Source organism: Sorangium sp. So ce119 (genome assembly GCF_051524405.1).
Lineage (GTDB): Bacteria > Myxococcota_A > Polyangia > Polyangiales > Polyangiaceae > Sorangium > Sorangium cellulosum_G.
The window spans coordinates 9,895,740-9,920,437 of sequence record NZ_CP150310.1 but is presented as its reverse complement, the minus strand read 5'-3'; the positions used below and the strand labels follow the sequence as shown (position 1 = coordinate 9,920,437).

Sequence of the window (24,698 nt, the reverse complement as noted above, 5' to 3'; positions counted from 1 at the left end):
CTCGACCGGCGCAGCAGAGAGGGCGGAGGGGAGGCGGGGGAAGGAGCAGCGAAGCCGGGCCCGGTGGGCGCGGCGAGCGCTGGCTCAGGGGGCGATCTTGCCCTGGAGGAAGAAGGCGATGACCCAGGAGAGGAGCACGAGCGACTCGATGAGCGCCAGGCCGAGGATCATCGGGGTCTGGATACGGGCCGCAGCGCCCGGATTCCGGGAGATGCCCTCCAGGGCGGCCGCCGCGGCGCGCCCCTGACCCATGGTGCCGCCGAGGGCAGCGATGCCGATCGCGAATCCAGCCGCGACGGCGAGCCACGAGTTCGCATCGTACTTGTTCGACGCCGCGCCATCCTGCGCGAGCGCCATAGCGGGAACCAGTACCAGCGCAGCGCCGACAACGGCGGACAGCGACAGCTTGCTCTTCAGCGACATCCGAATCTGCTCCTTTCAAGCCACACAACCCGCGCGGGGCTGCATGCGTAACATCTGCGTGGGTCGGGGGCTCCGCGGGCGGCCCCCTATCGAGCTCCGGGGATCGCTCCCGGGACCTCGGCGACTGCATCGGTAGGGGACGCGCTTCCGCGATCCACCCACCTCTCTGGGGCAACCCATCGACAGCGGGGCCCCTCTAATCCGTTTTTCGAGGGCTGGCTAGCCTTCTCTTCACCCCCGAGCGCTGTTCTCTGCTGCGCCGGTAGGCCCCGACCGAGCGGTCGGGCGAAGCGTTCAGTGGTGATCCGCCTTCTCCGTCGCGAGCCCGATGTAGATGCAGCTCAGCAGGCAGAACACCAGCGTCTGTACGGTGATGACGATGATCGCCAGGAACATCAGCGGCACCGGGACGAACAGCGCGACGAGCCCGAGGAAGATGCTCGCCACGAGGTGGTCGACCGCGATGTTGAGCATGAGCCGGATCGAGAGGGTGACCGGACGGACGCAGGTGGAGATGACCTCGATGGGGAAGATCAGCGGCGCCAGGTACCACTTCGGCCCGGCGAGGTGAGCGATGTAGCCCCAGCCGTTCTCCTTCAGCCCGTAGTAGTTGAAAAGGACGAACACGACGACGGCGCACCCGATCGTGACGTTCAGGTTCGAGGTCGGCGGGTTCACCCCCGGGATCAGCGCCGACGCGTTCGAGAAGAAGACGAACGCGGCCGAACCACCGATGAGCGGGAAGTACCGCTTCGCGTTCACGGGCCCCATCACGTCGCGGGCCATCCCGTAAAAGTAGCCGAAGAACGCCTCGAAGAACGTCCGCAGCGTGAGCTTGTCCTCCGGGATCACCGACTCGTTCAGGCGCCGGTACTGCGCGCGCACCTCGCTGGCGAGGAGCACGAACAGCACGATGATGAGGAGGCTCATGAAGATCGGCTCGGTCCCGCGGTAGTCCACGGTGTGGTGACCGATGAACGTCTTGCCGATGTTGCGAGCGTTCTCCCGGAGCCCGGGGAGCTGCGCCAGGAGGTACGTGAGGAACCCTGTATGCTCAGGCATGGCTTTCGTCGTCGATGCGCCGCGCTGGCAGCCGCGCGGCAGTGCTGAGACGGCCGCGAGCGCTCGCGCGCCTTGGAGGAGTTCGCCCTCGGTCGAGGGGGCCTCGCCTCTACCACAACTCGCCTACGATGGGCACCCTTGGAGCGCGCCAGGCCCGCTCCAGGTGACGTCAGGTACCGCGCTGGTCCCCCGGGCGCGGCGCCGGTCCCCGCGGGAGATCAGCCGGGAGCGCTCGGCGGGGCCCCCTCCGCAGGAGGCTTCGGTCCGAACAGCGTACCCAGGCTGATGCCGACCACGAGGGAGGCATAGCCGACCATCAGGGCGACCCCCGAGACGGTCTCGCTCTTCAGGATGAGCCACACCCCGCCCATCAGGGCGGTGAGCTTCACCATCGCGATCACCGTCCACGACACGGTGTGGCCCCGCCGCGAGATGAACGCGTCCACGATGCGGGCGAAGACGTAGAGGTTCGCCGTGGCGATCGCGCCCCCGATGGCGACGCCGAGCGCCGCGCGCACGCCGTACGCGAGCAGCCCGGCCACGGACAGGACCGCGGCGGTGCCGGCGACCCAGCGGAGCACGGCGCGCATGGTCGCGTCCCCGACGCCCGGCTTCTCCTCCGCGTCGGGCTCGCTGTGCGGCGGCTCGCCGCCGCGCGCCCCGGATCGTCGCTCAGCGCTCATCGTGCTCCTTCGCGGGCTGCCGCTCGTCGGGATCGAGGGCGACGCTGCCGGAGACCGCCCGCCGGTCGTCCTCCGGCGCGCGATCGTCCTGCCGCGCCCTCCGGTCGTCGAACATCGGCGCGGGGTTCCCCTGCTCGCGCTCCTCCCGCGCTGCCTCCGCCTGCATTTCCTTCCACGCCCGATGGACCGCCTTGCCGGCGGCGCCGAGCCCGAAGAAGAACCAGAGCACCGACATCAGCGGATCGGTCCCGAGCTTCCCGTCGAGCCAGCGGCCGATGAACAGGCCGAGGAGGATGCTCAGCACCACCTCGAGGCCGATGGTCCCGTAGCTTCCGACGGCCTTCCAATCCTGCTTCATCAGGGGATCCGATCACCCGGCAGTACCTGGGTGCCTCAGGTCGCGATTACAAGCGGTCCCGGACGGGGTCAACCGCCGTCGGGCGCCCGGCCCGGGGCGCCGCGGCTAGCCACCGCTAGCAGCGCCGCGCGATCAGCGCGTCGAGCGAGGACCGCATCGCCCGCGCGGCCTTGCCGCGGTGGCTCACGAGGTTCTTCTCGGTCTCGCCGAGCTCGGCCATCGTCCGTCCGTAGTCCTCCACGACGAACAGCGGATCGTAGCCGAATCCGCCCGCTCCCCTGGGCTGCCGGCCGATCCAGCCTTCGCAGCGCCCCTCGGTCACGATCGGCTGCTCCTCGGATCGCGGGTCGAGCAGCACCATCACGCAACGGAAGCGCGCGCGACGCTGGTCGTCCGGCACGCCCGCGAGCGCCGAGAGCAGCGCCTCGTTGTTCTCCGCGTCGGTCGCGCCCTCCCGCGCGAAGCGCGCGGACCGCACGCCCGGCCGGCCGTCGAGCGCGTCCACCTCGAGCCCCGAGTCCTCGGCGAGCGTCACCATCGACGACCGGAGCGCGCCGGCGCGCACCTTGAGGAGCGCGTTCTCGAGGAACGTCTCACCGTCCTCGACGACGGGCGGCGCGCCCGGCAGCACCTCCGCGAGCGAGAGCACCTCGATCGGGAGATCGGCGAGCAGCGACCGCAGCTCCGCGAGCTTCCCCCGGTTCGAGGTCGCGGCGAGCAGGCGCATCGGCTCCCGGCTCACGCGACCCTCCAGTGGTCCGTCTGGAACAGGCCGGAGAGATCCACGCCGGCGTCGGCCAGCGCCCGGTGCTGCGCGCTCGCGAGCGACGCCACGCCCGCGAGCGCGAGGTCGATCATGCTGTCGAGCTCCGTGCGGGGGATGGCCTCGTCCTCCGCGGTCGCCTGGACCTCGACGATCGAGCCGACCGCCGTCGCCACGACGTTCATGTCGACGCGCGCCGCGCTGTCCTCCGTGTACACGAGGTCCAGGGCGAGCCCGCCCGGGAGGTGGCCGACGCTGATCGCCGCGACCTGATCGCGGAGCACCGGCCCCTTGAGCGCGCCGGCCGCGCGCAGGCGATCGAGCGCCAGCGCGAGCGCCACGAACCCGGCGGTGATCGACGCGGTCCGCGTCCCCCCGTCCGCCTCGAGGATGTCGCAGTCGATCGCGATCGTCTGCTCGCCGAGCTGCTTCAGGTCGACCGCCGCCCGGAGCGCGCGCCCGATGAGCCGCTGGATCTCCTGCGTGCGGCCGCTCGGGGCCTTGCCCCGCCCGTCGCGCGACTCCCTGCGCGCGGGGCTCGATCGCGGGTGCATCTGGTACTCGGCGGTGAGCCACCCCGCGCCCTTGCCCATCATCCAGGCGGGGACGGTGGGATCGACCGACGCCGTGCAGAGCACGACCGTCCTCCCGGCCCGGTAGAGGACGGACCCCTCTGCGTTGCGGTGGAACCCGAGGATCATCTCCACGGGGCGGTGGGCGTCGAGGGGGCGACCGTCAGGGCGATTCACGAGCGCCGCCTTAGCACATCTCCGGCGGGGCACGGCCGCGCCTCGCGGCGGCGCGCATGGTGCGCCGCGGGCCGCGGCCGCTACATCCCGAACCAGGGGCCCGGGTCGATCACCTCGGCGCCGCGCCTCAGCTCGAAGTAGAGCTTCGCGCCGTCCGGCCCGCTCGCGACCGTGCCCACCCGCGCCCCACCCGCGAGCTGATCGCCGGCGCGCGCGTCCGCGGCGCCGAGGCCGGCGTACACCGAGTAGTGCCGCTCGCCGTGATCGACGATCACGGTGAGCCCGTAGTCCGCGTAGGTGTCGGCGAAGGCCACCCGCCCCGCGGCCACGCTGCGGACCGGCGCGCCGTCCAGCGCGGTGAGCTCGACGCCCGGCCCGCCGGCGCCGCGGCGCGACACCTTGCGCACCTCGGCGCGCCCGGCGATCGGGAAGGGGAGCCGCCCGAGGAGCGAGCGGAAGCCGGCGCGGCGATCGAGCTCGGCGGGCCCCACGTCCGCTCCGTAGATGGCGACGTAGTCGGGGCGCACGCTGGTCTCGAACGCGCGCGCGAACGCGGCGCGGCGCTCCTCCTCCTGGGCGAGCGCGACCCGGGCGCGGTTCATCGCCTCGCGGTGCACCTCGAGGGGCGCGCGCTCCGCGCCGAGGTGCGTGAGGCGGTCGGCGAGCTCGGCGCTGCGCCGGGTCAGCTCGGCCTCGCGGGCGAGATCGCGCTCGAGGGCGAGCCGGGTGCGCTCCACGCGGGCGGCGTGGTCGACAAGCGCGTCGAACCCGCCGCCCACCGGGAGGAAGCCGGCGCGCACGTGGCGGTAGTACGCGCGCCCGCGCGCGATCATCCGGCGGCGCGTGACCTCCAGCGCGGGGCCGATGGAGTCGAGCTCCGCGCGCAGCGCCTTCTCCTCGGCGTCGAGCTTCGCGAGCAGCCGGTCGAGATCGTTCTCCGCCAGCGCGGAGCCCGGGCGCGGGGCCGGCGCCCTCGCGGCGGGCGAGGGCGCGCGCGCCGCCGCCGGCTCCAGCGCCGGGACCTCCGCGCCGCTCGTGGCGGCGCCGGTCAGCAGCGCCAGCGCGATCGGCGCGATCCGGGCGCGGCGCCTCACACCGCCACCATCTTGCGCAGCGTGAGCAGCGCCGTCGCGGCGCCGAGCGCGGCGCCGAGGGTGACCATCCCGAGCGCGACCGGCCAGGGCAGGAACGACGGCGAGACGCCGAGCAGGTTGGCGAGCTCGTGATCGAAGCGGCCCCGCACCATCAGGAACAGCGCCCCCAGCATGAGCAGCGCGCCCGCCGCGCCGGCGGCGCCCTGCGTGGCGCCCTCGACGATGAACGGCCGGCGCACGAAGCCGTCGGTGGCGCCGACCAGCTTCAGCACCTCGACCTCGATCTTGCGGCGGTGCAGGAGGAGCCGCATCGTCGAGCCGATGACGCTGACGACGGCGCAGAGGACGATCGCCGCGAGGCACCCGCTCGCGGCCACGCCGCCGCCGAGGAGCGACGAGAGCCGCTCGGTCCAGCGCTGGTACGTCTCCACCGTGTCCACGGCCGGCAGCGCGCGCAGCTTCACGGTCATCGAGGCGAGCGCCTCGTCCGAGATCTCCTCGGTGAAGCCGACCTCGAGCGACGCGGGAAACGCGCTCGGCGGCAGCGCGGCGAGCGCCTTGTCGCCGTCGTCGTGCACCACCTCGCGCCGCGCCTCGGCGCTCGTCACGAGCCGGACCTTCTTGACGCCCTGGGTGCCCTCGAGCGCGCGCGCGAGCTCCGCGGCCTCCGCGTCGGTCGCGCTGTCGCGCAGGTAGATCGTGGCGCGGCCGGCGCGCGACCAGCGATCGCGCACCGCCATGAGGTTCGTGACCACGAGGAGGGCCGACGCGAGGCAGACGAACGCGACCGCGAGCGAGAAGATCGACAGCGCCTGCAGGCGCCAGTCGCTCCTCCCGGCCCGCCAGGTGCGAAGCCACCTCCGCCGATCGTCACGTTCGCTCGTCTGCATCCGGTCCCTCTATCCGTCGATCGCCTGGGCGGCGCCCTCGGCCTACGCCGCGCCGCGCACGCCGCTATCCATCTCGTCCTCGTCCTCGCCGCCGGCGAGGTCGCCGCCGCCGAGGCCGTGCGGCACGTCGGTCGCCTTGCCGTCGTCGAGCACCACCACGCGCCGCGGGCGCACGTCGAGCAGCGTCCGATCGTGCGTCGCGAACAGCACCGTCGTGCCGGTCTCGTGGATGTCCTCGAACAGCCCGAGCAGATCGATCGCGAGCTGCGGATCGAGGTTGCCCGTGGGCTCATCCGCGAGGATCAGCGCCGGCTCGCCGACGATCGCCCGCGCGATCGAGACGCGCTGCTGCTCGCCGCCGCTCAGCACCTGCGCCCGGTCGCCGCCGCGCCCCGAGAGCCCTACGCGCTCGAGCGCCTCGCCGACCCGGGTCCGGAGCAGGCGCGACGGCAGGCCGAGCACCTCCAGCGCGATCGCCACGTTGTCGAACACCGTCCAGCTCGGGACCAGCTTGAAATCCTGGAAGACGAAGCCGATGTTGCGCCGCAGCGCCGGGATCGACGTGTCGGTCAGGCGCGCGATGTCCCGGCCGAGGAAGAGGATCCGGCCGTCGTCCACGCGCTCGGTGCGGTGCACGAGGCGGAGGAGCGTGCTCTTGCCCGAGCCGCTCGGGCCGGTGATGAACACGAACTCGCCCCGCTCGATCGAGAGCGACATCCCGCGCAGCACCGGCTGGTCCGCGCGGTACGACTTATATACGTCCTCGAACACCAGGATCGGCCGGCGCGCGGCGGACGCGTCATAGCGGTGGCCGGGCCGGAGCGCCGGTCGAAATGAGCCTTGCGGGGGGGGCGCCGCCATCGGACCCTTCACCTATCAGCCTGCTCGGACACGGAAAACTTTTCGGCCGAGGTGCGGAGGGGCGACCCCTCCGGGTGGCCTTCTTCGGCCTCCCGCTCGCGGCGTTGCTGCTCCACGCCGACGGCCACGAGATCGCCCTCGCCGCGATCAGCCGCGCCGACGCGGTGGGGCTCCGCCGCGCCCGCCGCGTCTTCGGGGAGCGCCTCCTGATGCGCCCCGACGTCGAGCGCCCCGGGCTCAGGTCGCGCGTCCAGGCGCTCGCGCCCGACCTCCTGGTGAGCTGGTTCTGGACCACGCGCCTGCCGATGTCGCTCGTGAGGGCGGCGCGGCTCGGGGGGATCGGCGTGCACCCCTCGCTGCTCCCGCGCCACCGCGGACCGGACCCGACCTACTGGGCGATCGCCTCGGGCGACGCCGAGAGCGGCGTCACGGCGCACCGGATCGAGGCGGAGTACGACACCGGCGACATCCTGGACCAGGAGCGGCTCCCGATCGATCCGGCGTGGACCGCGTGGCAGCTCGCCCGCGCCCTGGATCGCCCGAGCCTGCGCGTCCTGCGACGCACGGTGGCCCGGTTCGCGCGCGGCGAGGAGGTGGCGGGCGTCGCCCAGGATCCGGCGCTCGCGACGGCGGCGCCTGCGCCGGACGACGAGGCGTGCGCCATCTGCTGGTCGTGGCCGACGGAGCGCGTCCTCCGGCACGTCCGCGCGCTCGCGCCGGCGCCGGGGGCGTGGACCGAGATCGAGGGTGCCTGCGTCATCGTCCTGCGGGCGGCGCCGGCGCCGAGCTTCCCGGAGGCGCTGGCGCCGGGCGAGGCGGTGGCCCAGGGCGGGGTGGTCGTCGTGCGGACGGGCGACACGGCGGTCGCGTTGCTGGAGGGGGAGATCGACGGCGAGCCAGCGTCGGCGGGCGAGCTCGCGGCGCTCGTCGCGCCGGGCGCCGCGAGCGGGTGACCGCCGGCCGGGGCGCGCCCGGCGGCCGTGGCCGGCGGGGTCGCCTGGCCGGCTCGCGGGCCATCGAATCCTGAACCTGCGCGCGCGCGACCGCGTAGGATGCGCCCCTCGGAGGATTCATGTCGGAACCCGCGCAGCTTGCGAAAAGCGCCCGCGAACTGCTCGCGGCGGCGCTCAATGCGCTCCAGTCGAACGGGGGAGTGTCGCCTCAGGTCGAGGCGCTCGCCGAGCCGATCGCGCAGGCGATGGGCATCATGCACCGCATCGAGCGCTCCGGGGGGCAGACCCTCGACGGCAGCGACGTCGCGCTCGGCCACGTGCGCGACGTCCTGAACCGCCTGCAGAGCGTCACCGTGTCCGATCCGGTGGTGGACGTGCTGATGGAGCACGTCGCGTCGTCGCTGAGCAAGGTGCATGCGCTGAGCAGAGCGCAGGCGGCCGGCGCGCAGGCGCCCGTGGCTGCGCCCGCGCCCGTCGCGGCGGCGGTGGCTGCGCCCGTCGCGGTGGCCGCGCCCGCGCCCGTCGCGGTGGCTGCGCCGATCGCTGCGCCCGTCGCGGTGGCGGCTGCGCCGATCGCTGCGCCCGTCGCGGTGGCTGCGCCGATCGCTGCGCCCGTCGCGGTGGCTGCGCCGATCGCTGCGCCCGCGCCGGTCGCCGTCGCTGCTCCTCCGCCGATCGCTGCGCCCGCGCCCGTCGCCGTGGCCGCGCCGCCGCCGGTCGCCGTCGCTGCTCCTCCGCCCGTCGCGGTGGCCCCGCCGCCCGCGCCGGTCGCCGCTCCTCCGCACCTCCAGCAGACGCTGCCCTCGCCGCAGCAGCCCCGGCACGCGCCCGCCCCGCCGGCTCACCCGGCCGCGGACGCGCGCAGCGCGCCGCCGTTCCAGGCCACGCTGCAGTCCGTCGACAACCGCGCGCCCGCCGCGGTCGTCGATGTCGAGCTCGGCGCTTTGACGCCGTCGAATTTTTACAAAGGGCTCGCTGGCAACGACGTCGTCGAGCACGGCGGAATCTTCGTCGCGACCTACAAGATCCCGCCGATCGGCACGGCCGTGACCCTGCGCGTCCGCTTGCCGGGCAACTACGAGTTCACCGCGCTGGCGACGGTCCGGTGGACGCGCGAGGCCGGCGGTTCGAGGGACTCGGCCGAGCCCGGCTTCGGCGCCCGGATCACGCAGATCTCGGCGGAAGGGCGCCAGCTCGTCTCCCGGTTCACCCGCAACAGGGAGCCGCTCTTCTACGACGACCTCTGACACCGTCACGTCGCATCGATCTCCGGTGAATCTCCTTCCCCCGCGGCCCGGCTCGCGAGCGAGCCGGCCGCTCCACCGCGCAGCCTCCGTCCTCTGTGCCGTCGCCCTCGCGGCGCTGCTGCTCCTCGCGCCGCGGCCCGCCCGGGCGACGGGCGACCCCGACCTCGCGTTCTGGACCTACGAGACCGCGCACTTCCGCGTGCACCACCCGCAGGGCCTCGAGCCCATCGCGGCGCGCGTCGCCTCGCTCGCCGAGACGATCTACGGGCGCGTCGAGGACGCGCTCGGCTACGCCCCGAAGGGTCACACCGAGATCGTGATCACCGACGACTCCGAGATCGCGAACGGGTCGGCCGGCACGATCCCCTACAACGCGATCTCCCTCCTCGTGTCCGGGCCCGAGGACCTGTCGACGCTCGGCGACTACGACGACTGGTACCTCGACCTCGTCACGCACGAGTTCACGCACATCGCGCACATCGACAACACCTCGGGGATCCCGGCGCTCCTGAACGCGATCGTCGGCAAGTCGTTCTCGCCGAACCAGGTGCAGCCGCGGTGGATCATCGAGGGCCTCGCGGTGGTGAGCGAGAGCCATCACACGAGCGGCGGCCGCATGCGCTCGACCATGTTCGACATGTACCTGCGCGCCGACGTGCTCGCGGACAACATCGCGGGGCTCGATCAGCTCTCGAGCTCTCCGGTCCGCTGGCCGCAGGGCAACCTCTGGTACCTCTACGGGTCGAGGTTCCTCGGCTGGATCCTCGACGTCTACGGTCCCAACACGATGCGCGCCGTCTCCGCCGACTATGGAGCGTCGATCCTCCCGTGGGGGATCAACCGCGCCATCCGCCGCGTGACGGGCAGCACCTACGTCGATCTCTACGAGGGCTGGAAGGACCACCTCCGCCGGCTCTACCAGCAGCAGATGGCCGCCGTCGAGGCGCGCGGGCTCCGCGAGGGCGCGCGCCTCACCCACCACGGGCGCATCGTGTACTACCCGCGGTTCGTGCCGCCCGTCGCGCGCCGGGGCGCCGCCGACGAGATCGTCTACTACCGCGACGACAGCCACGATCGCCGCGGCATCTACCGCCTCTCTCTCGCCGCGCCGGCGCCCGCGCCCGGGAGCGCGCGCCCCGAGGCGCTCCTCGCGCGCACCAGCTCCGCCTCGCGGCCGGCCTTCACGCCGGCCGGCGATCTGATCTTCACGGCGCTCATGCCGTGGCGCAACCAGTACTACCGCGACGATCTGGTCCTCCTGCCTCGCGGCGAGGCGGCGCCCGACGGCGACGAGCCCCGGCGCCGCCGGCTGACGCACGGCCTCCGCTCCTCGGCGCCGGACGTGAGCCCGACCGGGGACCACGTCGCCTTCTCCCTCAACAGCAAGGGCACGCGTTACCTCGAGATCGCGCGCCTCTCCAGGGACGGCGTCCTCTCGGAGCGGCGCGACCTCGTGCCGAGCGCCCGCTTCGAGCAGGCCTACTCCCCGTCGTTCTCGCCCGACGGCAATCTCCTCGCGTACAGCGTCTGGACCGCCGGCGGCTACCGCGACATCCGCGTGGTGGACGTCGCCACGGGCAGCTTCCGCCAGGTGACGCGCGATCGCGCGACCGACATGAGCCCGGTCTGGTCGCCCGACGGCGCGACGCTCTATTTCACCTCCGACCGCACCGGCATCCACAACGTCTACGCCTGCGAGCTCTCGACCGGCGCGCTGCGGCAGGTCACCAACGTGAGACTCGGGGCCTTCCAGCCGGCGATCAGCCCCGATGGCAAGACGCTTGTCTATGTCGGGTACACGGCCCAGGGCCACGACCTGTTCGTCATGCCGCTCGATCCGGCGCGCTTCCTCCCGGCGCCGCCGCCCCCGGGCGATCGCCCCGATCCCGCGACCGAGGCCTCGGCGATACGGCTCGAGCGAACGCCGTACAACCCGCTCCCGACGCTCGCGCCGCGCGCGATCACGCTCGACTACGCGCCAGGGAGCTACGGCTCCAACGCGCTGACGGTGAGCGTGACCGGCTCCGACATCGTCGGCCGCCACGCGATCTTCGGGCAGCTCACGGTGCAGCCGGACGCGCCGGCCCCGGACGTCCTGCTCGGGTACACCTACGGGCGTCTGCCCGTCGACCTCGGCGTCCGCGGGTACTACGTGACCTCGCCGCGCCGGGGCTACCGCATCGGCGGCCGGGACGTCACCTACGACGAGCGCGCGATCGGGATCGTGTCGGGCATCAGCTATCCGATCCGCGGCGAGTTCTCGCGGCAGACGCTGAGCGCGTCGTTCAGCAGCGTTGGCTTCAAGGGCAAGCTCCCCGTCCGCGGCAACATCGACCCCTACGCGCCCAGGACCATCCTCCCGCCGCAGGGCGCGCTGAACCTCGTGCACCTCGGCTATGGGTTCTCGAACGCCGAGGGCTCGCTCGACGCGGCAGGCGCGGTGCGCGGCGTCTCGTTGAGCGCCGGCCTCGATTACGCCGGTCCGGAGACGGGCAGCAGCTACAAGACCTACGCGTTCTCGACGGCCCTGAACGCCTACGTGGCGATGCCCTGGGCGCGCGACCACACCCTCGCGTTCCGCGTCGCCGGGGCGGTCTCGGGCGGCAACTTCCCTCGGGGCGCCGCCTACGCGGTCGGCGGGTACGATCTCGAGAACCTCACGCTGGTCGACACCCTGCTCACGGGGGTCACGAACAGCTCGTTCACGCTCCGCGGCTACGCGCCGGGCGTGATGTCCGGCCGCTCGTATTTCTCGCAGACCTTCGAGTACCGCGTGCCCGTGGCCGAGCCGGATCGCGGCCTCTCGACGCTGCCGATCTACCTGCGCCGCATCGACGCGAGCCTCTTCCTCGACCACGGCGGCGCGTTCAACCGCTTCGAGACCGACGACCTCGCGCTCTTCACGAACGGGAGCCTCCTCTACTCGCCCCAGCTCCACACCTCGGTGGGCGGCGAGGTGTGGTTCAGCATGAACCTCGGGTACGTCGCCTTCTCGCAGCTACGCTTCGGCTACGCCTACGGGCTGAGCGAGCGCGCGATCCCGGGCGGACAGCTCTACTTCGTCGCGACGAACTCGTTCTGAGCGCCGCGCGCCCGCTGGAAATTTTGCCCGCGCGGGCCGCTTCGCCCACGGTGCTCGGCCATGCGCCGCGTCCTCCTCGCCTTGTGCCTGCTCCCCCTCGCCAGCTGCGGCATCGCCCCGAGCAACTCCCAGCGTCTCACCGAAGCGGCGCTCGAGATGAACACGGCGACCCGGTTCGGCCGCATGGATGTCGCGCTCGAGCGCGTGGGATCGAGCGCGCGCCAGGACTTCATGAGCCGCCACGCCGCGTGGGGCACCCGCCTCCGGGTCGTCGACGTGGAGTTCGGCGGCTTCGAGATGGTCCAGCGCGACGAGGCCGAGGTCTACCTCGACGTCCTCTGGCTGCGGAACGACGAGGCCACGGTCCGCACCACCCGGATCGCCCAGCGCTGGCGCGACGCGCGGGGCCACTGGGAGCTGATCGGCGAGGAGCGGCGAGACGGCGACGTCGGGCTCCTCGGCGAGCCCCCGCCCAAGGCGGAGGAAGCCGGCGAGGCGTCGAGCGCGGTCGACACGGGCCGGAAACACGGCCTGAGCCTCCACACGCGCGTCATTCGAGATGAGTGAGCGCCGCCGCGGATGCCTGAGGCGTGCGGCGGCGCGCTGAGGACCGCGCCGGGCTCGAGCTCATCGCTGGCCGGCGCGATGTCGGTGATCGACGGGACCGCGCGGCAGCGGCGGTCCCCCGCGTGGCCGGCCTGCCGGCCACGCACCCGTCAAGCAGACGGCGCAGGGCTGGCGGGAGCGCTGCTCTTCGCAGCCCGGGGCTTCTTGGCCTTTCCGGCGACCTCGGTCGTGGCCCGCGTCAGCTTGCTGCGCTTGGCGCGCTCCTTCTTGGCAGCCTGCGCCTTGCGGCGCCTCATCTTCATCGACTGGCGACGATCGCGCTTGCCCATCTGCTTCAATCTCCTCACGGTCGGGGGCACGGGCGCGGCATCGTGAAGACAGCTCGCCAGGCGAGCCCCATCCTGCAACCGTGTGGATGGAGTACCGCGGGGCCCCTCGAAGGGAGCGGGAATGTGCCCAAGAGCGAATGGGAGCGCAAGGGGCAATGCGCGCGGAGGCGCAGTTCTCGAGCTAGACGCGTGTGCAGTGCCTCACGCGCGCTCTCGCAGCTTCATGTCCGCGATGTCCGCGTCGGCACGTCGTCAGCGGGGGTCCGGCGCGCTCTCGCGCTGCTCGGCCGCGCCCGGCTGGCTCAGCCCCCGACCGCGCCGTCCAGCGCGACCTCGCGGCCGCGGACCTCGAGGCGGTACCGGGAGTTCACGGTCTCTATGTAGAAGACTTCGCGCCCAGCGAGACGCAACACGCGCTTGACCGGGGTCGTCACGTATTCATGCATTCCGTCGGAAAACTCGATGACGATGACCGAGCCTTTCCGTGGTGCACGGACGAGCCGGCCAACGACTGCGCGCGATCCCCGGCCGAGCTTGCGGAGCACAACCTGCACAACAGAGATGCTAGCACGCAGATCTCGGCCGAGCACAAGCTGCACAAGCGGCACCTCTCGCAACTAGGTCCCACCCTGGCCCAGGGTGTCCGGCTGCATCGGAGCCGCCCGGACCTGCGCGCCGCGGACGGCGAGCGGGTGTAGGGGGGCCGGCTCCCGGGCGGAAAAGTTGTGTAAATGAATGGCCTTGGCGCCGCATACAATGGTTCAGCAAACCCTGCCGGACGACGAGCGGACGCGACGACCCGCCGCGTCGTTTGTCGCCAGGGCGCCGAGCCGCCGGCCGGGCGGAACGAGGCGAACGCTCTCGGCCGTTCAGCGAGGGCGCACAGGCTAGGCGATCGCTGGCCCGGTGCCCAGCCCGATCCGGGCGCGGCAGCGCTGCGCCGCGGCGCCGTGGCGGGCGCTCGGGTCCAGGCGCCGCCGGGCTGCGCCGCGCGGCGCGACGCAATGCGGGCCGGGTCGGATCCGGCGCCGAGGTCCGTCGGCGGACGTCAGCGGCGCTTGGCTGTCGCGCCCGTCCGATCGTTCGGATCGCTGACGCCGGGCGCGCCCTGATCCGCGAAGTAGGTGCGGAGCATGTCGCACGCCACGTTGGTCGCTTTCACCCGCCATTTCGCGCCGTTCGCGACCATCACGGAGATCGCGACCTCCGGCTTGCGGCTCGGGGCGAAGCCGACGAACCACGTGTAGAAAGGTCCCTCGGGCGTCGGCTTCGTGAGCGTCCCCGTCTTGCCCGCGACGCGGATATCCGGGAGGTACGCGCGGCCGTTGCGATCGTGGAACGAGCGGTAGCTCGTCCCGTTATCCACCGTCGCCTCCATCATCGTGGTCACGGCGCTGGCCGTGCTCTCGTCCATCACCCGCTTGAGCACCTGCCGCTCGCTCGCGCCCTGGTAGATCTCGCCGATCTCGTCCTTGACGCTCGACACGACGTGGAGCCGGATCATCTCGCCGCCGTTGGCGACGATGGTCGCCAGGTTCGCCCCCTGGAACGGCGACAGCGTCGTATTCCAGAAGCCCGCCGCGGTCCGCGCGAAGCCGAGATCGTCCTCCGGCAGCGCGATCGTGCTCGTCGCGACCTTCACGTCGAACGGCGTGTCCTGCCCCCAGCCGAGCTTCGCGGCCACGCCGCCGAGCTTCTCGTGATCGAGGTTCTTGGCGGCGAGGCGCGCGAACACCGTGTTGATGCTCCGGCCCATCGCCTGCGCGAGCGTCGCGCAGTACTTGTCGCGCCGCTTGTTGTCGATCATGTCGGCGGCCCGGATCGAGTGCTCGCCGCCCGAATAACACTGCTTGGTGCTCGGGCTCAGGCCGGCCTCGATGAGCGCGGTGCCCGTCACGACCTTGAAGATGCTCGCCGACGGCGCGGTGGCCTCGGCGGCGACGTCGTGCAGCGCCCCCTCGTTCACGTAGCTGGCCCAGACCAGCACCTTCCCGGTGCGGATATCGGTCATCACGACCGCGCCCTCCGGGACCTGGCCCGCCCGCAGGAAGCCGAGCGCCGCGCGCTGGTACAGCGGGTTGATGGTCAGCTCCGCGACGCGGCCGCCGTGCGCCGGCGCCGTCGGCGGGCTCCGCCGGTCGTCGATGCGCGTCAGATCGAGGTCCGTGAGCGGCGGCGGCTCCACCTTACGGGTGATCGTCGGCCCGCCGGCGGTCGTCTTCTTGGCGAGCAACCCCCCGAGCTGGACGTCGTGCTCGCGCAGCATGGGGAGGGTCACGGCAACGAGCCCGACGGCTGCACCGACGGCGATCCACTGACGCATGTCGCGCATGGCCCGACGGGTACCCCGCCGCGGCGCGCTGGGCCAAAATTGAGGCGCGCCGCCCGGCGGCCGCGGCGCCGGGGGCTGAAGGCGTTTCGTTGGAGTGCAAACGATCCAGGGACGCGGTCGGCGCGTCGCCCGCGGCGGCGACGGGCGGCGCGCCCGCGGGCGTCAGAAGGACACGGCCAGTCGGGCGCCGAGCTCGTGGAGCGCGTGCGCATCCGAGCGGGACGCGGCGCCCAGGGAATTGCCGGGCACCCGGAGCAGGTTCTCGTTCGAGCCGCTGCCGGGCGTCAGGTAGGCGTTGTAATTGACGCTGAGCCGCACGTTCCTCGTGTGCCAGTAGTTGGCGGCCAGGCCGATCTGCAGGACGTCGAGGTCGGTGCCCGGCCCCCTCTCGGCGCCCGGCGTCGTCTCGTCATAGTCGCCCTCGCGGGACGCGCCGTCGTATGTCGCGCTGATCCCCGAGAGCAGCGCCGCCACCTCGAGCCCCGACTTGGGCTTATCGATCGGCTTCGAGAGGTCGACCTTCGTGGGGCGCGGGCTGAACCCGGGATCCCCCGAGACGTAGGCGTCGCCGACCGGCCACGCCGAGAGCTGCACGTACCAGCCGAGCCCCTTCACCTGCCCGAGCCGCTCGGTGTTGGTGAGCTGATAGCCCTCCACGGCCTCGCGGGTGTTGTTCGCGACGTAGTACGCTTCCGCCCGCAGCTCGACCATCTTGATGGGCAGCCGGAGCTCGCCGCCGATCGCGTTCTGCGCGCCCGACGGGATGACGTGGATGTTCCGGCGCAGCGAGTCGCGGTAGCCGCCGCCCCACAGCGTGTAGCCCTGCCCCGTCCTGATGGGCGCGTAGTCGTAGCCCACGTACGCCTGATCGCGCTCGCCGTGGCGCGCGCTGATGCCGATCTGCGCCTTGGCGAGCAGCGCCTTCTTGTCGCCGCCGAACGGCCGGGCGAACACGCGGGCGACGAGATCGGGCGAGGCGTCGACGCCCGGCCGGTTCTGCCCGTCGCCGCTGATCACGCCGACGCCGTAGCCGAGCTGCCTGTCGCCGATGTCGCCCCAGATCGTCAGGCCGATGTCCTTGCCCTCGGGGAGCGCGAAGCCCCGGATCGCGATGTTGCGCTCCATGAACGTGGTGCTGATGTCGCTCGTCTGGTTCTCCAGCGAGAACGCCGGCGAGTACTGCCCGAACATGAAGTTCAGCGCCGGCATGACCGAGTAGTTGATCCAGACGTCGACGAGCGCGGCGGTCGGCGCCGCGGCCTCGATCGGGGCGAAGCGCGCGCTATCAGCCGTCGGCGCCTGGCCCACCGGCGCCGCGGCGTTCTGCGTCCGGCCGTTCGTGTTCGAGAGCCCCTGGCCGCCGAACTCGAGGTCCATATCGAACGACCACTTCTTCAGGAACTCGCCGGCCAGCTCGAACCGCGCGCGGCGGATGAAGAAGCGCGGCTTCAGCGCGCCGCCGTTGTCCGTCGCCGGCACGTCCGACGCCCCGCTGCCGAAGGTGCTGTAGAAGTCGAGGCCCATCCGCCCCTTCGGGTAGAGCCGGAAGGTGTCGTTGGCGTCGCGGAGGAAGAAGCCGCCGTGCCATCCCGCGAGCGGCTGCTGCTCCGTGACGACGGCTGCATCGGCCGTTGGCGCGAACACCGGCGGCGGCGGCGGCGGGGGTGCCGGGGCCGCCGCCGCTCCAGGAGGAGGCGGCGGCGGGACCTGGACCGCGGGCGGCTGCGCCAGCTCCGGCGCTTGAGGCGCAGCGGTGGCGGGCGGCGCCGGCGGCACCGCGCCTGCGGGCGGGGCCGCGGCCGGGGGCGGCGTCGGGGCGGCCGGGGGCGGCGTCGGGGCCGCGGCGGGGGGCGGCGTCGGGGCCGGTTGCGCCGGGCCCTGGGGCGCAGGCTGTGCTAGCGCCGAAAGGCCCGACAGCGTAACGGTCATGCCCAGCAGCGCCGATGTAGCTAACCTCATGCAGTTCTCCCTTGTGCGGCTCGCCCGCACGCCTGAATCGACCATGGACCCCGCAGCAGGATTATGACCTGGACGTTACGATTCTGTGTAGTCCAGAAGACGCGCGGGCATGACAATCACGTAGAGGGTGGGTGGGTCAAGAGCCCGCTCCGGCGGGACGGTCGCGTCGGCGAAGGAGCGCCGGGGCAATTTCCGGGAAGGATCACGCGATGACGACGAGCGTGCGGATTACGGCGGATGTCGAGGTGCTCGACAGCAGCACCTTGGTGGCCCTCGCGGGGCCGGGAAACGAGAACCTGAAGCTCATCGCGCGCACTCTCGGCATCGAGTCGGGCGTTCGAGGCAACACGATCCGGCTCGCCGGGGACGCCGACAAGGTCGCGCTCGCGGAGCGCTGCCTGGCGGAGGCCGCGCAGATGCTGAGGAGCGGCGTGGTGCTCGATCCGCAGGACTATGTGCGCGGGGTGCAGGCCCTCCGGGACGATCCGGCGATGACGCTGCGCGAGCTGTTCGAGGACGTCGTCCTGATCTCGGCGCGTCGCCGGCCGATCTCGGCGAAGGGGCTGGCGCAGAAGCGGTACATCCAGGCGATCCGATCGAACGACATGACGTTCGGCATCGGGCCGGCGGGGACGGGCAAGACCTACCTCGCGATGGCGATGGCGGTTCACGCGCTCCTCGAGCGCCGTGTCAAGCGGATCATCCTGACCCGCCCGGCCGTCGAGGCGGGAGAGCGGCTCGGCTTCCTGCCCGGCGATCTCGCCGAGAAGGTGAATCCCTACCTGCGTCCGTTATATGACGCTCTCCATGACATGATGGACGCGGACAAGGCGCAAGGCCTCGTGACGCGCGGCCAGATCGAGGTCGCCCCGCTGGCCTTCATGCGCGGCCGCACGCTCAACGATTGCTTCGTCATCCTCGACGAGGCGCAGAACGCGACGAGCGACCAGATGCGCATGTTCCTCACCCGCCTCGGCTACGCGTCTCGCGCCGTGGTGACGGGCGACGTCACGCAGGTCGATCTCCCGCACGGCGCGCGCAGCGGCCTGGCCGAGGCGCGCGAGCTGCTCGCGGGGATCGAGGGCATCGCGATCTGCTCGTTCACCGAGGTCGACGTCGTGCGCCACCCGCTCGTGCAGCGGATCATCGTGGCGTACGAGCAGCGCGACGCCGAGGTGGCGCGCCAGCGCGAGGAGCGGCGCGAGGCGGCGCGAGGCGGCCTGCGCGGTGGCGCGCCGGCGGGAGAGACCGGGGCTGCGCCGCAGGGTCGACCGCCGACGGACGAGCCGGGCGGAGCCGGCGCCGCGGGCTGACGCGAGGCGCCGCTGGGCGAGGCGCCGGCGTCGGCGCGCTCGTCCAGCGGTGCGCCTCATTTCTTCTTCAGCTCCACGGGGGACTCGCGCACCAGCATCGCGTCGGGCCCGGTCACGCGCATCTCCGCGTCGATCGCGTTTTCCTTCAGCTTCCCGACCAGGATGCCGGTCATCGCGTTCGGAGCGCGCGGATCGTCGGGGAAGACCGAGGCGCGGACCATGCCGTCCTCGACCTTGCCGACGAGGGTCGCGTCGCCGAGCGCTCCCTTCGCGGTGCCCTTCAGCTCTCCGCTCGGCTCGATGGTCACGGTCACCGTCCCCGCGCCCGTCGCCACCTTCCCGTCGTCCTTCTGGCGCACGGCATCCTTGACCTTGGGGGGCAGCACGACGCTCCCTTTCTTGGCGTCGTAGCGCCCTTCCCACGTGCCCTGCCACGCCGGTGTGCCCTGGGGCTCGCCCGCGTCTGCCGGCGCGCCCGCGCTGGGCTGTTCCGTGGCCGCCGGGCTGGCCGCCGGCGGTGCGGCCGACGCGCTCGGCTGGGATGATGGGGGCGCGGGCCGCTCCGGTTCGCTCGGGCGCGGCGGGCTCTCCTCGCAGGCCGCGAGGAGGGTGAGGGTCAGGAGGAGCGCGCGGGCGACGCCGCGCGCCCGGCGAGCTCGTGTTCCGGTGGGATTCACGCGGACGCTTTTATTACGTGCCGGGCTGGCCGTCGCGCTGATTTGACGGGCCGGCGCGCCGTCCGCGGTCGGCCGCGCGTCACGGCGCCTTGCGAAACGCCAGGGTCCAGTGCCGGTCGCTGGTCATCTGCGCGCATTCCGGGGGAATCTGGAGCGAGCGCAGCATCTCCCGCAGCTCGTCGAGCGAGAGCGCCGCGCGCAGGGACGCGTCGAAGAGGGCTCGCTGGTACGCGGTGTCGTTCGCTGCATACGTGGCGACGAGGGCGGCGAGCGACGCCTCCGTATCCGGACGGACCAGGTCGCGCACGAACAGGAGACCGCCGGGCTGGAGAACGCGGAGCATCTCGCGCAGCACCGCCATCGGCTCGGGGATGTGGTGGACGATGCTGTTCGAGAGGACGGCTGAAAACGTCTCGTCCGGCTCGGGCAGCTCCTTCGCGTCCACCACCGCGAGCGTGATGGCCGCGGTGAGCCCGGCCTGCTCCACGTGGCTGCGCCCGAGCGCGAGCATCGACGTCGAGAGATCGATCGCCTTGAGCCGCGCCGTCGGAACGCGCTTGCAAAGCTCGATGGGCAACAGGCAGGTCCCTGTGCCGACGTCGAGGGCGTAGGCGAGATCGGGACCGTGGGAGAGGAGGGCGTCGCAGAACGCCGTGTTGACGGCGGCGTGGTCCATGCTGTCATAGGCCCGCGCGTCCTCGTCGGTATCCATGACCTCCGGCTCGAGCACACGGACCAGCGACATGCGCGCATCCTTCTCGCGATGGGGGCGCATGTCAACGAGGGGCGGCGGCTGGCCAATCTCGGCCGCCTCCGGGGGGGCGCAGACGCTGGGATCGTCATGGAGGATGCGCGGTCAGCGCTCGAGGATGCCGGATCGGCGCAGATATGGACAGGAAGGCGTTTGAAGAAGCCGAGGTGGAGCGGGCCGGCGCCTCGGCCGTCGTCCTTGCATTGGAGCAGACGACAATGTCGTAGAGGACGTGCGCCCCGGGAGCGGCCCGCGCGCTCGCGAGCGCCGCATCAGGCGCCGAGCTCTCCAGGGAGCGCCGAGCAGGAGACCTGACAATGGCGATGAGCCCGCTTCGGCGCTCTGTTATGTAACGAGAGCAAGCCCTTGCCGTATGGACCACGCGTGCGCGGCCGGTCCGCCGGGCGCGGCCCGCCCCAAATGCGTCCCCCTGCGCCGCCCGCGGCGGCTGCGCGCGTGGATCTCGAGACCGGCGCTGCGCTGTACTGCGCTGTACGAGGAGAGCGCGCCTCGAGCGGGGGCCGGCGGACGCCGGCGCGGGGTCGGCATTCCGAAGAGCCCGGCGGGTCCCTCGTTGAACGGGCGAGGTGGCCGAAGACACGGACGCGCGCGTTCCCGTCCCTCCCAGTCCGATGAGCGGATGTCGCGCGAAGAGCTCGACCAGCGGCTTGCGATGAGCCTGCTGGCGACTTACCTCGTCGTGGTTGTCGCTCGAAGCGGGCGCGCGGCTGTCGCGACGCGGGCGGACGGGGAGGCATGCTCCCAGCGCGAGGCCCTGGCCTGTGCTGGTGGACGAGGCGCCCTCGTCTCGGCGGTGATTGCCGCCCCTCGGCGCGCGTCGTGAAGAGCCCTGCGGCGTCGCTCCGCCGGGCGGCATCGTATCAGGATCCATCACGGGTCAGTCGTGTGCCCGGGGCGTGCAATGTAGCCATGCGCTGGTCGCCTGTGTGGCGTCGCCAGGCGCTCGCACCCTGCGCGGGGCGCTTCAATGGTTGGGGAAGGCGCCAGGCCGGAGGTGGATGCGCCTCTGCGTTGTGCGCGCGCCCGCATTGCCGCCCGCGACGGGCTTGATCCAGGGAGCGGGCCGCCCGGTCTCATACAGCGGTGACCTGACCGGCCGCTAACCCGAGACACGCAATGCCGCAGTGCATCGTGAGCAGGTCTGAGAGGGATTTGGCGCGGCCCGGGCCGTCCTGCGCGGGGGAGGGGTCTCGGCTATCAATTGGCGCTCGCGGCGCGGGCGATGCTCGCGGGGCGCTCATCGCTCGGCGCCTGTCGAGCAAAGCAGCCCAGCCGTTCGTGGCCGTCCAATGAGCTCTCCGATTGAGCCCGCCCGCAGCGCCTAATGAAAGAAAAGACACCCCTGTGTCCTCAATTCGCTTGACCAGGCAAGTGGCAACGGCATAGTCGTATCCAACCGCCGAGCTGGATTCGGCGACGAGGGAGAGCACATGGCAACGGATGCCTTTTCACAGCAGATTGTAAACCTCGTGCGGAAGATGCCGGACGAGGCGATCCTCGCGCTCGTCAAGAATCAGCTGGGCGCCGTGACCGGGGAAGCGCCGTTGGTTCCTCCGCCGGCGCCTCGCCGCAGCCGCGCGCGTGCCCGCGCTGGAGCGGTCCAGTCCAAGACGTCTTCCGTCGCGGCCAAGCGTGGCGCCGCGCCGAAGCGCCGGCCTGGTCGCCCGCGCAACTCACCCGCCGCCTCAGCGGAGCGTCAGGAGACGCTCGATGCGGTCGAGCGCGTCGTCAAAGCGAGCTCTGGCGTCAGCGCGAGCGAGGTCGCGAAGCAGGCGGGGATCCCGCAGACGCGCGCCGCCGCAGCGCTGAAGGAGCTCAAGCTGGAAAAGCGGATCTTCCAGGGGGGCGATCGCCGATTCGCTCGCTATGCAGGCGATGCGAAGACCGCCGAGCAGGCGAGCGCGAACGCAAGAAAGACCGCGGCGGGGCCTGCGCCTGTGAAGAAGCCGAGCGTCAAGGGCCGCAAGCGTGTCGCCCAGGCTGCCGCGCCGGCGAAGTAGGTCGGGCGACCACCGCGCACGCCAACGTCAGAGGGGGATGAAGCTATGCTGACGCGCTGCGTTCAGAATGGCTGTCCCGTTCGAGACGGAGCTCAGGGCGGGCTCCAGGTGAGCCCGCTGTCTTCAGAGGCCGCGACGTACCAGCCGCGTCGCGATGTCCCGGTGACGTCGGCCTGGAGGAGCATCACGAGTCGATTCCCGAAGGAGAGGAGTGCTCCGAGCTCGATACGGCCGCGCTCGCCCGTGCCTTCTCCGATGATCCTCGGGACGTCGTAGATCTTACCTGCTTCCGGCGATTGCGCGATGTAGAGCCCCCATCGCGCTGCGGCGCGGGAGGTCAGGACCGCCGCGACGCCCTCGCGTGTGGGCGCCAGGGCGACAGAGCGTTCATGCGGCTCCAGCCAGGGGCGAAAGGGCGGTTTCTCGGCGAGGATGCAGGCGCCTTCGAGCGTGCACGTCGCGATCGTGAGCTCCTTGGTCGCGGGCGCGACGACCTCGACCATGATGCGATTGGCGGCGCAGCCAACCGCGGCTCCGGGGGCGGCTTTCGCGGGCAGCTTCAGGACGGCTGTCTGCGTCGCGGAGATGGCGACGACGGCGGTCGTGTCGGGCGGCTGAGGCACGAGCTGGATCGACCACCCCGCGAAATCGCACGCGGGTGTCGCGGAGAGCGCGGACGTCGCCGCTGGGCTCATCACGACCCCATCGACGCTCCGGGGCGCGTCGAGCGGAGCCCCCGGCGCAGGGACGGGTCGCACGAGGAGGTTGCGACCGCGCAGGGACAGGAGCGCTGGCGGGCGGCCATACGGCACGGGCAGCGCTTGTTCCTGCGCGGGCAGCGCCACCGGCGCCACCGACGGAGCGCCGGGCGGCCCCGCATAGACGAGCGTCGCGCGCCGGGGCTTCGGCTCGATGAGCAGCGCGGCGATCTCGGCGGAGAGCACCGCAGGCACGGCGTTCACCGGCGACCGCGCTCCGCGGCTCAGCTCGGGCAGCGTGACCGGCGACGGCGCCGACAGATCGGCCGCCTCGAACGGCGCAAAGAAGAGGTTCGGCGGCTCCACCGCGGGCGGCGCCCCGGCACCGCGCGCCTGCTTCGAGAGATCCTGGCTGCGCGGACCGACGGTGAGCACGGTGGCGCCGTCCTCGCCGACGGACCAGGTCGACCACCCCTCGCGCAGGCGCCGCAGAGAGCGCCACGTCCTGCCTGCGTTGTCGGTCACGAGCGCGATCGCCTCGTTCTCGACCTCGCCTGTCACCACGGCGCGCTTGTCGTCCAGCACGAATGCCCGCCGCCAGCGCGTCGACGACGGCGCGAGCGCCGAGTGGATTCCTCGCGCCTGGCCGATGGCCGTGGTGAGCTCGTCCGAGGATGCCGCGCCCGGGGGCGGGACGGTGATCGGCTCTGCCTTTTCCTTCTTCCTGCACCCGAGCGCCAGGAGGGCGGTCACGGCGGCCAGCGCCACCGCCAGTCTTCTCGAGCCGCCGCCCCGGACTCTGCGCCCGCGTCGCGGCCGCTCGGCGTCGGCCGCACCTCGTGCGGCCCGCACTAGTCGACCTGCTCCGGATCCATGCAGCACCGGAAGCCCGTCGAGTAATCGTGGTACCCGAACGAGTGCGCGGTCGTCGAGTACTTGCAGCCCTCGCCGTTGCGCGTGGTGTCCATGAAGTAGCCGCCGCGGAAGGTGCCGTTCGGGTCGTCAACCCACTCGTGCAGGTTGCCGACCATGTCGAACACGCCGTAGGCGTTGGTGCACGCGGAGCGCTCGCCCGTCGAGAGCAGCGCGTGGGAGAGCTGGTTGATGAGCGGGTTGTTCATCGCCGTCGTCCAGAGCTCCTCGGACTTGATCTCGAGGAGCGCCGCGATCTCGGCGACGGGGTGCACCGGGCGCTCGTCGTCGTTGCACACGCCGTGCTGCCGTTGCGCGCCGTAGGGGAAGGTCGTGTCCTCCGGCCCGCGGCAGGCGCTCACCCACTCATCGGAGGTGCACAGGCGCTTGCCCGACGCCGCGCACGCCATCTTGGCTTGCCGCCCGCTGATGTACCCCTGCGGGATGACCCCCGGCCAGGACACGGCGCGTACGCGGCGCTCGTTCCCGTCGACCGGATCGAACGGCGACCAGGGGCGCTCTCCGCTGGGCGTCAGCTCCACGAGGGAGCTTTCCCACCGATCGACGCACACGCGATCTTCGACGAGGGCCATCTCGGCGGGGCAGCGCGTGCTGCCGGTGGAGGAGAACACCTGACCGGCGCCGCTCTCGGGCGCGATCGTGGACTCGAGCGCGGCACCGTCCTTGACGGTGGTGGTCGCGCTCTCCTTCGCCTTCATGGGCCGTTCCGCGAGGACGGCGGCGCTCGCGTCGAGCGAGGCGCGCATCATCACGCGCGGCGTGATCTGCTCCGCTGTCGTCGATCCCGGCGCGCAGCCGGCTGACGCGACCAGCAGACCTAGCAGGGCACCGCCGCGGAATGGACGCGCCCCCGACGAACGGGAAGGGGAGGTCGCTTGGCGCGGTCGGGAGGAGTCCTTGGCCACGGAGGAGCCGAGGATCCCTTCCCGCCATCTTTTTTGCAACCGAATACC

At 72.1% G+C, this 24,698-nt stretch carries 23 protein-coding genes; 6 read left to right on the top strand and 17 right to left on the bottom strand.

From position 1 onward, the window contains the following. Nucleotides 1-84: 84 nt before the first annotated feature. From WME76_RS37535 to WME76_RS37495, 9 genes are all read right to left on the bottom strand, one after another. The gene (locus WME76_RS37535; RefSeq protein ID WP_437956967.1) at nucleotides 85-423 is read right to left on the bottom strand and encodes an ATP synthase F0 subunit C; all 339 of its coding nucleotides are present in this window, start codon (nucleotides 421-423) and stop codon (nucleotides 85-87) included. A gap of 294 nt (nucleotides 424-717) precedes the next feature. Next, the gene (atpB, locus tag WME76_RS37530) at nucleotides 718-1,485 is read right to left on the bottom strand and encodes a F0F1 ATP synthase subunit A (RefSeq protein WP_437286962.1); all 768 of its coding nucleotides are present in this window, start codon (nucleotides 1,483-1,485) and stop codon (nucleotides 718-720) included. Between the two features lie 218 nt (nucleotides 1,486-1,703). Then, nucleotides 1,704-2,168 carry an ATP synthase subunit I gene (locus WME76_RS37525; RefSeq protein WP_437956966.1) on the bottom strand — a complete coding sequence of 155 codons (465 nt, stop codon included), beginning with the start codon at nucleotides 2,166-2,168 and terminating at the stop codon, nucleotides 1,704-1,706. Beyond that, a complete protein-coding gene (locus tag WME76_RS37520; protein ID WP_437956965.1) occupies nucleotides 2,158-2,526 on the bottom strand; it encodes an AtpZ/AtpI family protein in 369 nt (122 codons plus the stop codon). The genes WME76_RS37525 and WME76_RS37520 overlap by 11 nt, the downstream gene beginning before the upstream one ends. 115 nt (nucleotides 2,527-2,641) lie before the next feature. Next, a complete protein-coding gene (gene rdgB, locus WME76_RS37515) occupies nucleotides 2,642-3,268 on the bottom strand; it encodes an RdgB/HAM1 family non-canonical purine NTP pyrophosphatase (protein WP_437956964.1) in 627 nt (208 codons plus the stop codon). Continuing rightward, nucleotides 3,265-4,038, bottom strand: a complete 774-nt coding sequence (gene rph, locus WME76_RS37510; protein ID WP_061615156.1) for a ribonuclease PH — start codon at nucleotides 4,036-4,038, stop codon at nucleotides 3,265-3,267. The genes rdgB and rph overlap by 4 nt, the downstream gene beginning before the upstream one ends. 80 nt (nucleotides 4,039-4,118) lie before the next feature. Further along, nucleotides 4,119-5,132, bottom strand: coding sequence for a murein hydrolase activator EnvC family protein (locus WME76_RS37505; RefSeq protein WP_437956963.1), 1,014 nt, complete (start codon nucleotides 5,130-5,132; stop codon nucleotides 4,119-4,121). Next, entirely contained in the window at nucleotides 5,129-6,022 is an 894-nt protein-coding gene (locus tag WME76_RS37500; RefSeq protein ID WP_437956962.1) for a cell division protein FtsX, read from the bottom strand. The genes WME76_RS37505 and WME76_RS37500 overlap by 4 nt, the downstream gene beginning before the upstream one ends. Nucleotides 6,023-6,064: 42 nt before the next feature. Continuing rightward, complete coding sequence (locus tag WME76_RS37495; RefSeq protein WP_433930612.1) at nucleotides 6,065-6,883, bottom strand: cell division ATP-binding protein FtsE; 819 nt, start codon at nucleotides 6,881-6,883, stop codon at nucleotides 6,065-6,067. 74 nt (nucleotides 6,884-6,957) lie between these two features. Here WME76_RS37495 and WME76_RS37490 point away from each other — a divergent pair, with 74 nt between their 5' ends. The 4 genes from WME76_RS37490 to WME76_RS37475 all read left to right on the top strand — a co-directional run bounded on the left by WME76_RS37490 (nucleotide 6,958) and on the right by WME76_RS37475 (nucleotide 12,732). Then, nucleotides 6,958-7,836, top strand: a complete 879-nt coding sequence (locus tag WME76_RS37490) for a methionyl-tRNA formyltransferase (RefSeq protein WP_437956961.1) — start codon at nucleotides 6,958-6,960, stop codon at nucleotides 7,834-7,836. A 119-nt stretch (nucleotides 7,837-7,955) separates the two neighbouring features. Further along, the gene (locus tag WME76_RS37485) at nucleotides 7,956-9,083 is read left to right on the top strand and encodes a hypothetical protein (protein ID WP_437956960.1); all 1,128 of its coding nucleotides are present in this window, start codon (nucleotides 7,956-7,958) and stop codon (nucleotides 9,081-9,083) included. A 25-nt stretch (nucleotides 9,084-9,108) separates the two neighbouring features. Next, nucleotides 9,109-12,165, top strand: a complete 3,057-nt coding sequence (locus tag WME76_RS37480; protein ID WP_437956959.1) for a BamA/TamA family outer membrane protein — start codon at nucleotides 9,109-9,111, stop codon at nucleotides 12,163-12,165. A gap of 60 nt (nucleotides 12,166-12,225) precedes the next feature. After that, nucleotides 12,226-12,732, top strand: a complete 507-nt coding sequence (locus WME76_RS37475) for a hypothetical protein (RefSeq protein WP_437956958.1) — start codon at nucleotides 12,226-12,228, stop codon at nucleotides 12,730-12,732. Nucleotides 12,733-12,881: 149 nt separating this feature from the next. On the opposite strand, the gene WME76_RS37470 is transcribed toward WME76_RS37475, so the two are convergent. The 4 genes from WME76_RS37470 to WME76_RS37455 all read right to left on the bottom strand — a co-directional run bounded on the left by WME76_RS37470 (nucleotide 12,882) and on the right by WME76_RS37455 (nucleotide 17,322). Beyond that, nucleotides 12,882-13,061 carry a hypothetical protein gene (locus tag WME76_RS37470; RefSeq protein ID WP_433930605.1) on the bottom strand — a complete coding sequence of 60 codons (180 nt, stop codon included), beginning with the start codon at nucleotides 13,059-13,061 and terminating at the stop codon, nucleotides 12,882-12,884. A gap of 302 nt (nucleotides 13,062-13,363) precedes the next feature. Continuing rightward, nucleotides 13,364-13,660, bottom strand: a complete 297-nt coding sequence (locus WME76_RS37465; RefSeq protein WP_148314458.1) for a hypothetical protein — start codon at nucleotides 13,658-13,660, stop codon at nucleotides 13,364-13,366. A gap of 449 nt (nucleotides 13,661-14,109) precedes the next feature. After that, a complete protein-coding gene (locus WME76_RS37460) occupies nucleotides 14,110-15,393 on the bottom strand; it encodes a penicillin-binding transpeptidase domain-containing protein (protein WP_437956957.1) in 1,284 nt (427 codons plus the stop codon). A 162-nt stretch (nucleotides 15,394-15,555) separates the two neighbouring features. Continuing rightward, the gene (locus tag WME76_RS37455; RefSeq protein WP_437956956.1) at nucleotides 15,556-17,322 is read right to left on the bottom strand and encodes a porin; all 1,767 of its coding nucleotides are present in this window, start codon (nucleotides 17,320-17,322) and stop codon (nucleotides 15,556-15,558) included. A 239-nt stretch (nucleotides 17,323-17,561) separates the two neighbouring features. Between WME76_RS37455 and WME76_RS37450 the strand changes: the two genes are divergently transcribed. Further along, nucleotides 17,562-18,665 (top strand): PhoH family protein, encoded by a 1,104-nt coding sequence (locus tag WME76_RS37450; protein WP_433930600.1) that lies wholly within the window; start codon nucleotides 17,562-17,564, stop codon nucleotides 18,663-18,665. 56 nt (nucleotides 18,666-18,721) lie between these two features. Here the strand turns inward: WME76_RS37450 and WME76_RS37445 are convergent, their stop codons facing one another. Both WME76_RS37445 and WME76_RS37440 read right to left on the bottom strand, forming a co-directional pair. Then, nucleotides 18,722-19,342, bottom strand: coding sequence for a hypothetical protein (locus WME76_RS37445; RefSeq protein WP_437956955.1), 621 nt, complete (start codon nucleotides 19,340-19,342; stop codon nucleotides 18,722-18,724). Nucleotides 19,343-19,421: 79 nt separating this feature from the next. Beyond that, on the bottom strand, nucleotides 19,422-20,087 hold the full coding sequence (locus WME76_RS37440; protein WP_437956954.1) for a class I SAM-dependent methyltransferase: 666 nt from the start codon (nucleotides 20,085-20,087) through the stop codon (nucleotides 19,422-19,424). A 1,457-nt stretch (nucleotides 20,088-21,544) separates the two neighbouring features. Here WME76_RS37440 and WME76_RS37435 point away from each other — a divergent pair. Beyond that, the gene (locus WME76_RS37435; RefSeq protein ID WP_061614907.1) at nucleotides 21,545-22,114 is read left to right on the top strand and encodes a hypothetical protein; all 570 of its coding nucleotides are present in this window, start codon (nucleotides 21,545-21,547) and stop codon (nucleotides 22,112-22,114) included. A gap of 92 nt (nucleotides 22,115-22,206) precedes the next feature. Here the strand turns inward: WME76_RS37435 and WME76_RS37430 are convergent, their stop codons facing one another. Continuing rightward, nucleotides 22,207-23,694 (bottom strand): hypothetical protein, encoded by a 1,488-nt coding sequence (locus tag WME76_RS37430; RefSeq protein ID WP_437956953.1) that lies wholly within the window; start codon nucleotides 23,692-23,694, stop codon nucleotides 22,207-22,209. Continuing rightward, complete coding sequence (locus WME76_RS37425; protein WP_437962197.1) at nucleotides 23,664-24,494, bottom strand: SUMF1/EgtB/PvdO family nonheme iron enzyme; 831 nt, start codon at nucleotides 24,492-24,494, stop codon at nucleotides 23,664-23,666. Before WME76_RS37425 ends, WME76_RS37430 begins: the two co-directional genes overlap by 31 nt. Between the last annotated feature and the right edge of the window lie 204 nt (nucleotides 24,495-24,698).

What these genes read in the sequence shown, in the direction of transcription:
- WME76_RS37475 (WP_437956958.1), top strand. Translation starts at nt 12,226, where the DNA reads ATGCGCCGCGTCCTCCTCGCCTTGTGCCTGCTCCCCCTCGCCAGCTGC.
- WME76_RS37440 (WP_437956954.1), bottom strand. Translation starts at nt 20,087, where the DNA reads ATGTCGCTGGTCCGTGTGCTCGAGCCGGAGGTCATGGATACCGACGAG.
- WME76_RS37535 (WP_437956967.1), bottom strand. Translation starts at nt 423, where the DNA reads ATGTCGCTGAAGAGCAAGCTGTCGCTGTCCGCCGTTGTCGGCGCTGCG.
- WME76_RS37455 (WP_437956956.1), bottom strand. Translation starts at nt 17,322, where the DNA reads ATGACCGTTACGCTGTCGGGCCTTTCGGCGCTAGCACAGCCTGCGCCC.
- atpB (WP_437286962.1), bottom strand. Translation starts at nt 1,485, where the DNA reads ATGCCTGAGCATACAGGGTTCCTCACGTACCTCCTGGCGCAGCTCCCC.
- WME76_RS37425 (WP_437962197.1), bottom strand. Translation starts at nt 24,494, where the DNA reads ATGATGCGCGCCTCGCTCGACGCGAGCGCCGCCGTCCTCGCGGAACGG.
- WME76_RS37450 (WP_433930600.1), top strand. Translation starts at nt 17,562, where the DNA reads ATGACGACGAGCGTGCGGATTACGGCGGATGTCGAGGTGCTCGACAGC.
- WME76_RS37435 (WP_061614907.1), top strand. Translation starts at nt 21,545, where the DNA reads ATGGCAACGGATGCCTTTTCACAGCAGATTGTAAACCTCGTGCGGAAG.
- WME76_RS37460 (WP_437956957.1), bottom strand. Translation starts at nt 15,393, where the DNA reads ATGCGCGACATGCGTCAGTGGATCGCCGTCGGTGCAGCCGTCGGGCTC.
- WME76_RS37470 (WP_433930605.1), bottom strand. Translation starts at nt 13,061, where the DNA reads ATGGGCAAGCGCGATCGTCGCCAGTCGATGAAGATGAGGCGCCGCAAG.
- WME76_RS37485 (WP_437956960.1), top strand. Translation starts at nt 7,956, where the DNA reads ATGTCGGAACCCGCGCAGCTTGCGAAAAGCGCCCGCGAACTGCTCGCG.
- WME76_RS37500 (WP_437956962.1), bottom strand. Translation starts at nt 6,022, where the DNA reads ATGCAGACGAGCGAACGTGACGATCGGCGGAGGTGGCTTCGCACCTGG.
- WME76_RS37495 (WP_433930612.1), bottom strand. Translation starts at nt 6,883, where the DNA reads ATGGCGGCGCCCCCCCCGCAAGGCTCATTTCGACCGGCGCTCCGGCCC.
- WME76_RS37520 (WP_437956965.1), bottom strand. Translation starts at nt 2,526, where the DNA reads ATGAAGCAGGATTGGAAGGCCGTCGGAAGCTACGGGACCATCGGCCTC.
- WME76_RS37525 (WP_437956966.1), bottom strand. Translation starts at nt 2,168, where the DNA reads ATGAGCGCTGAGCGACGATCCGGGGCGCGCGGCGGCGAGCCGCCGCAC.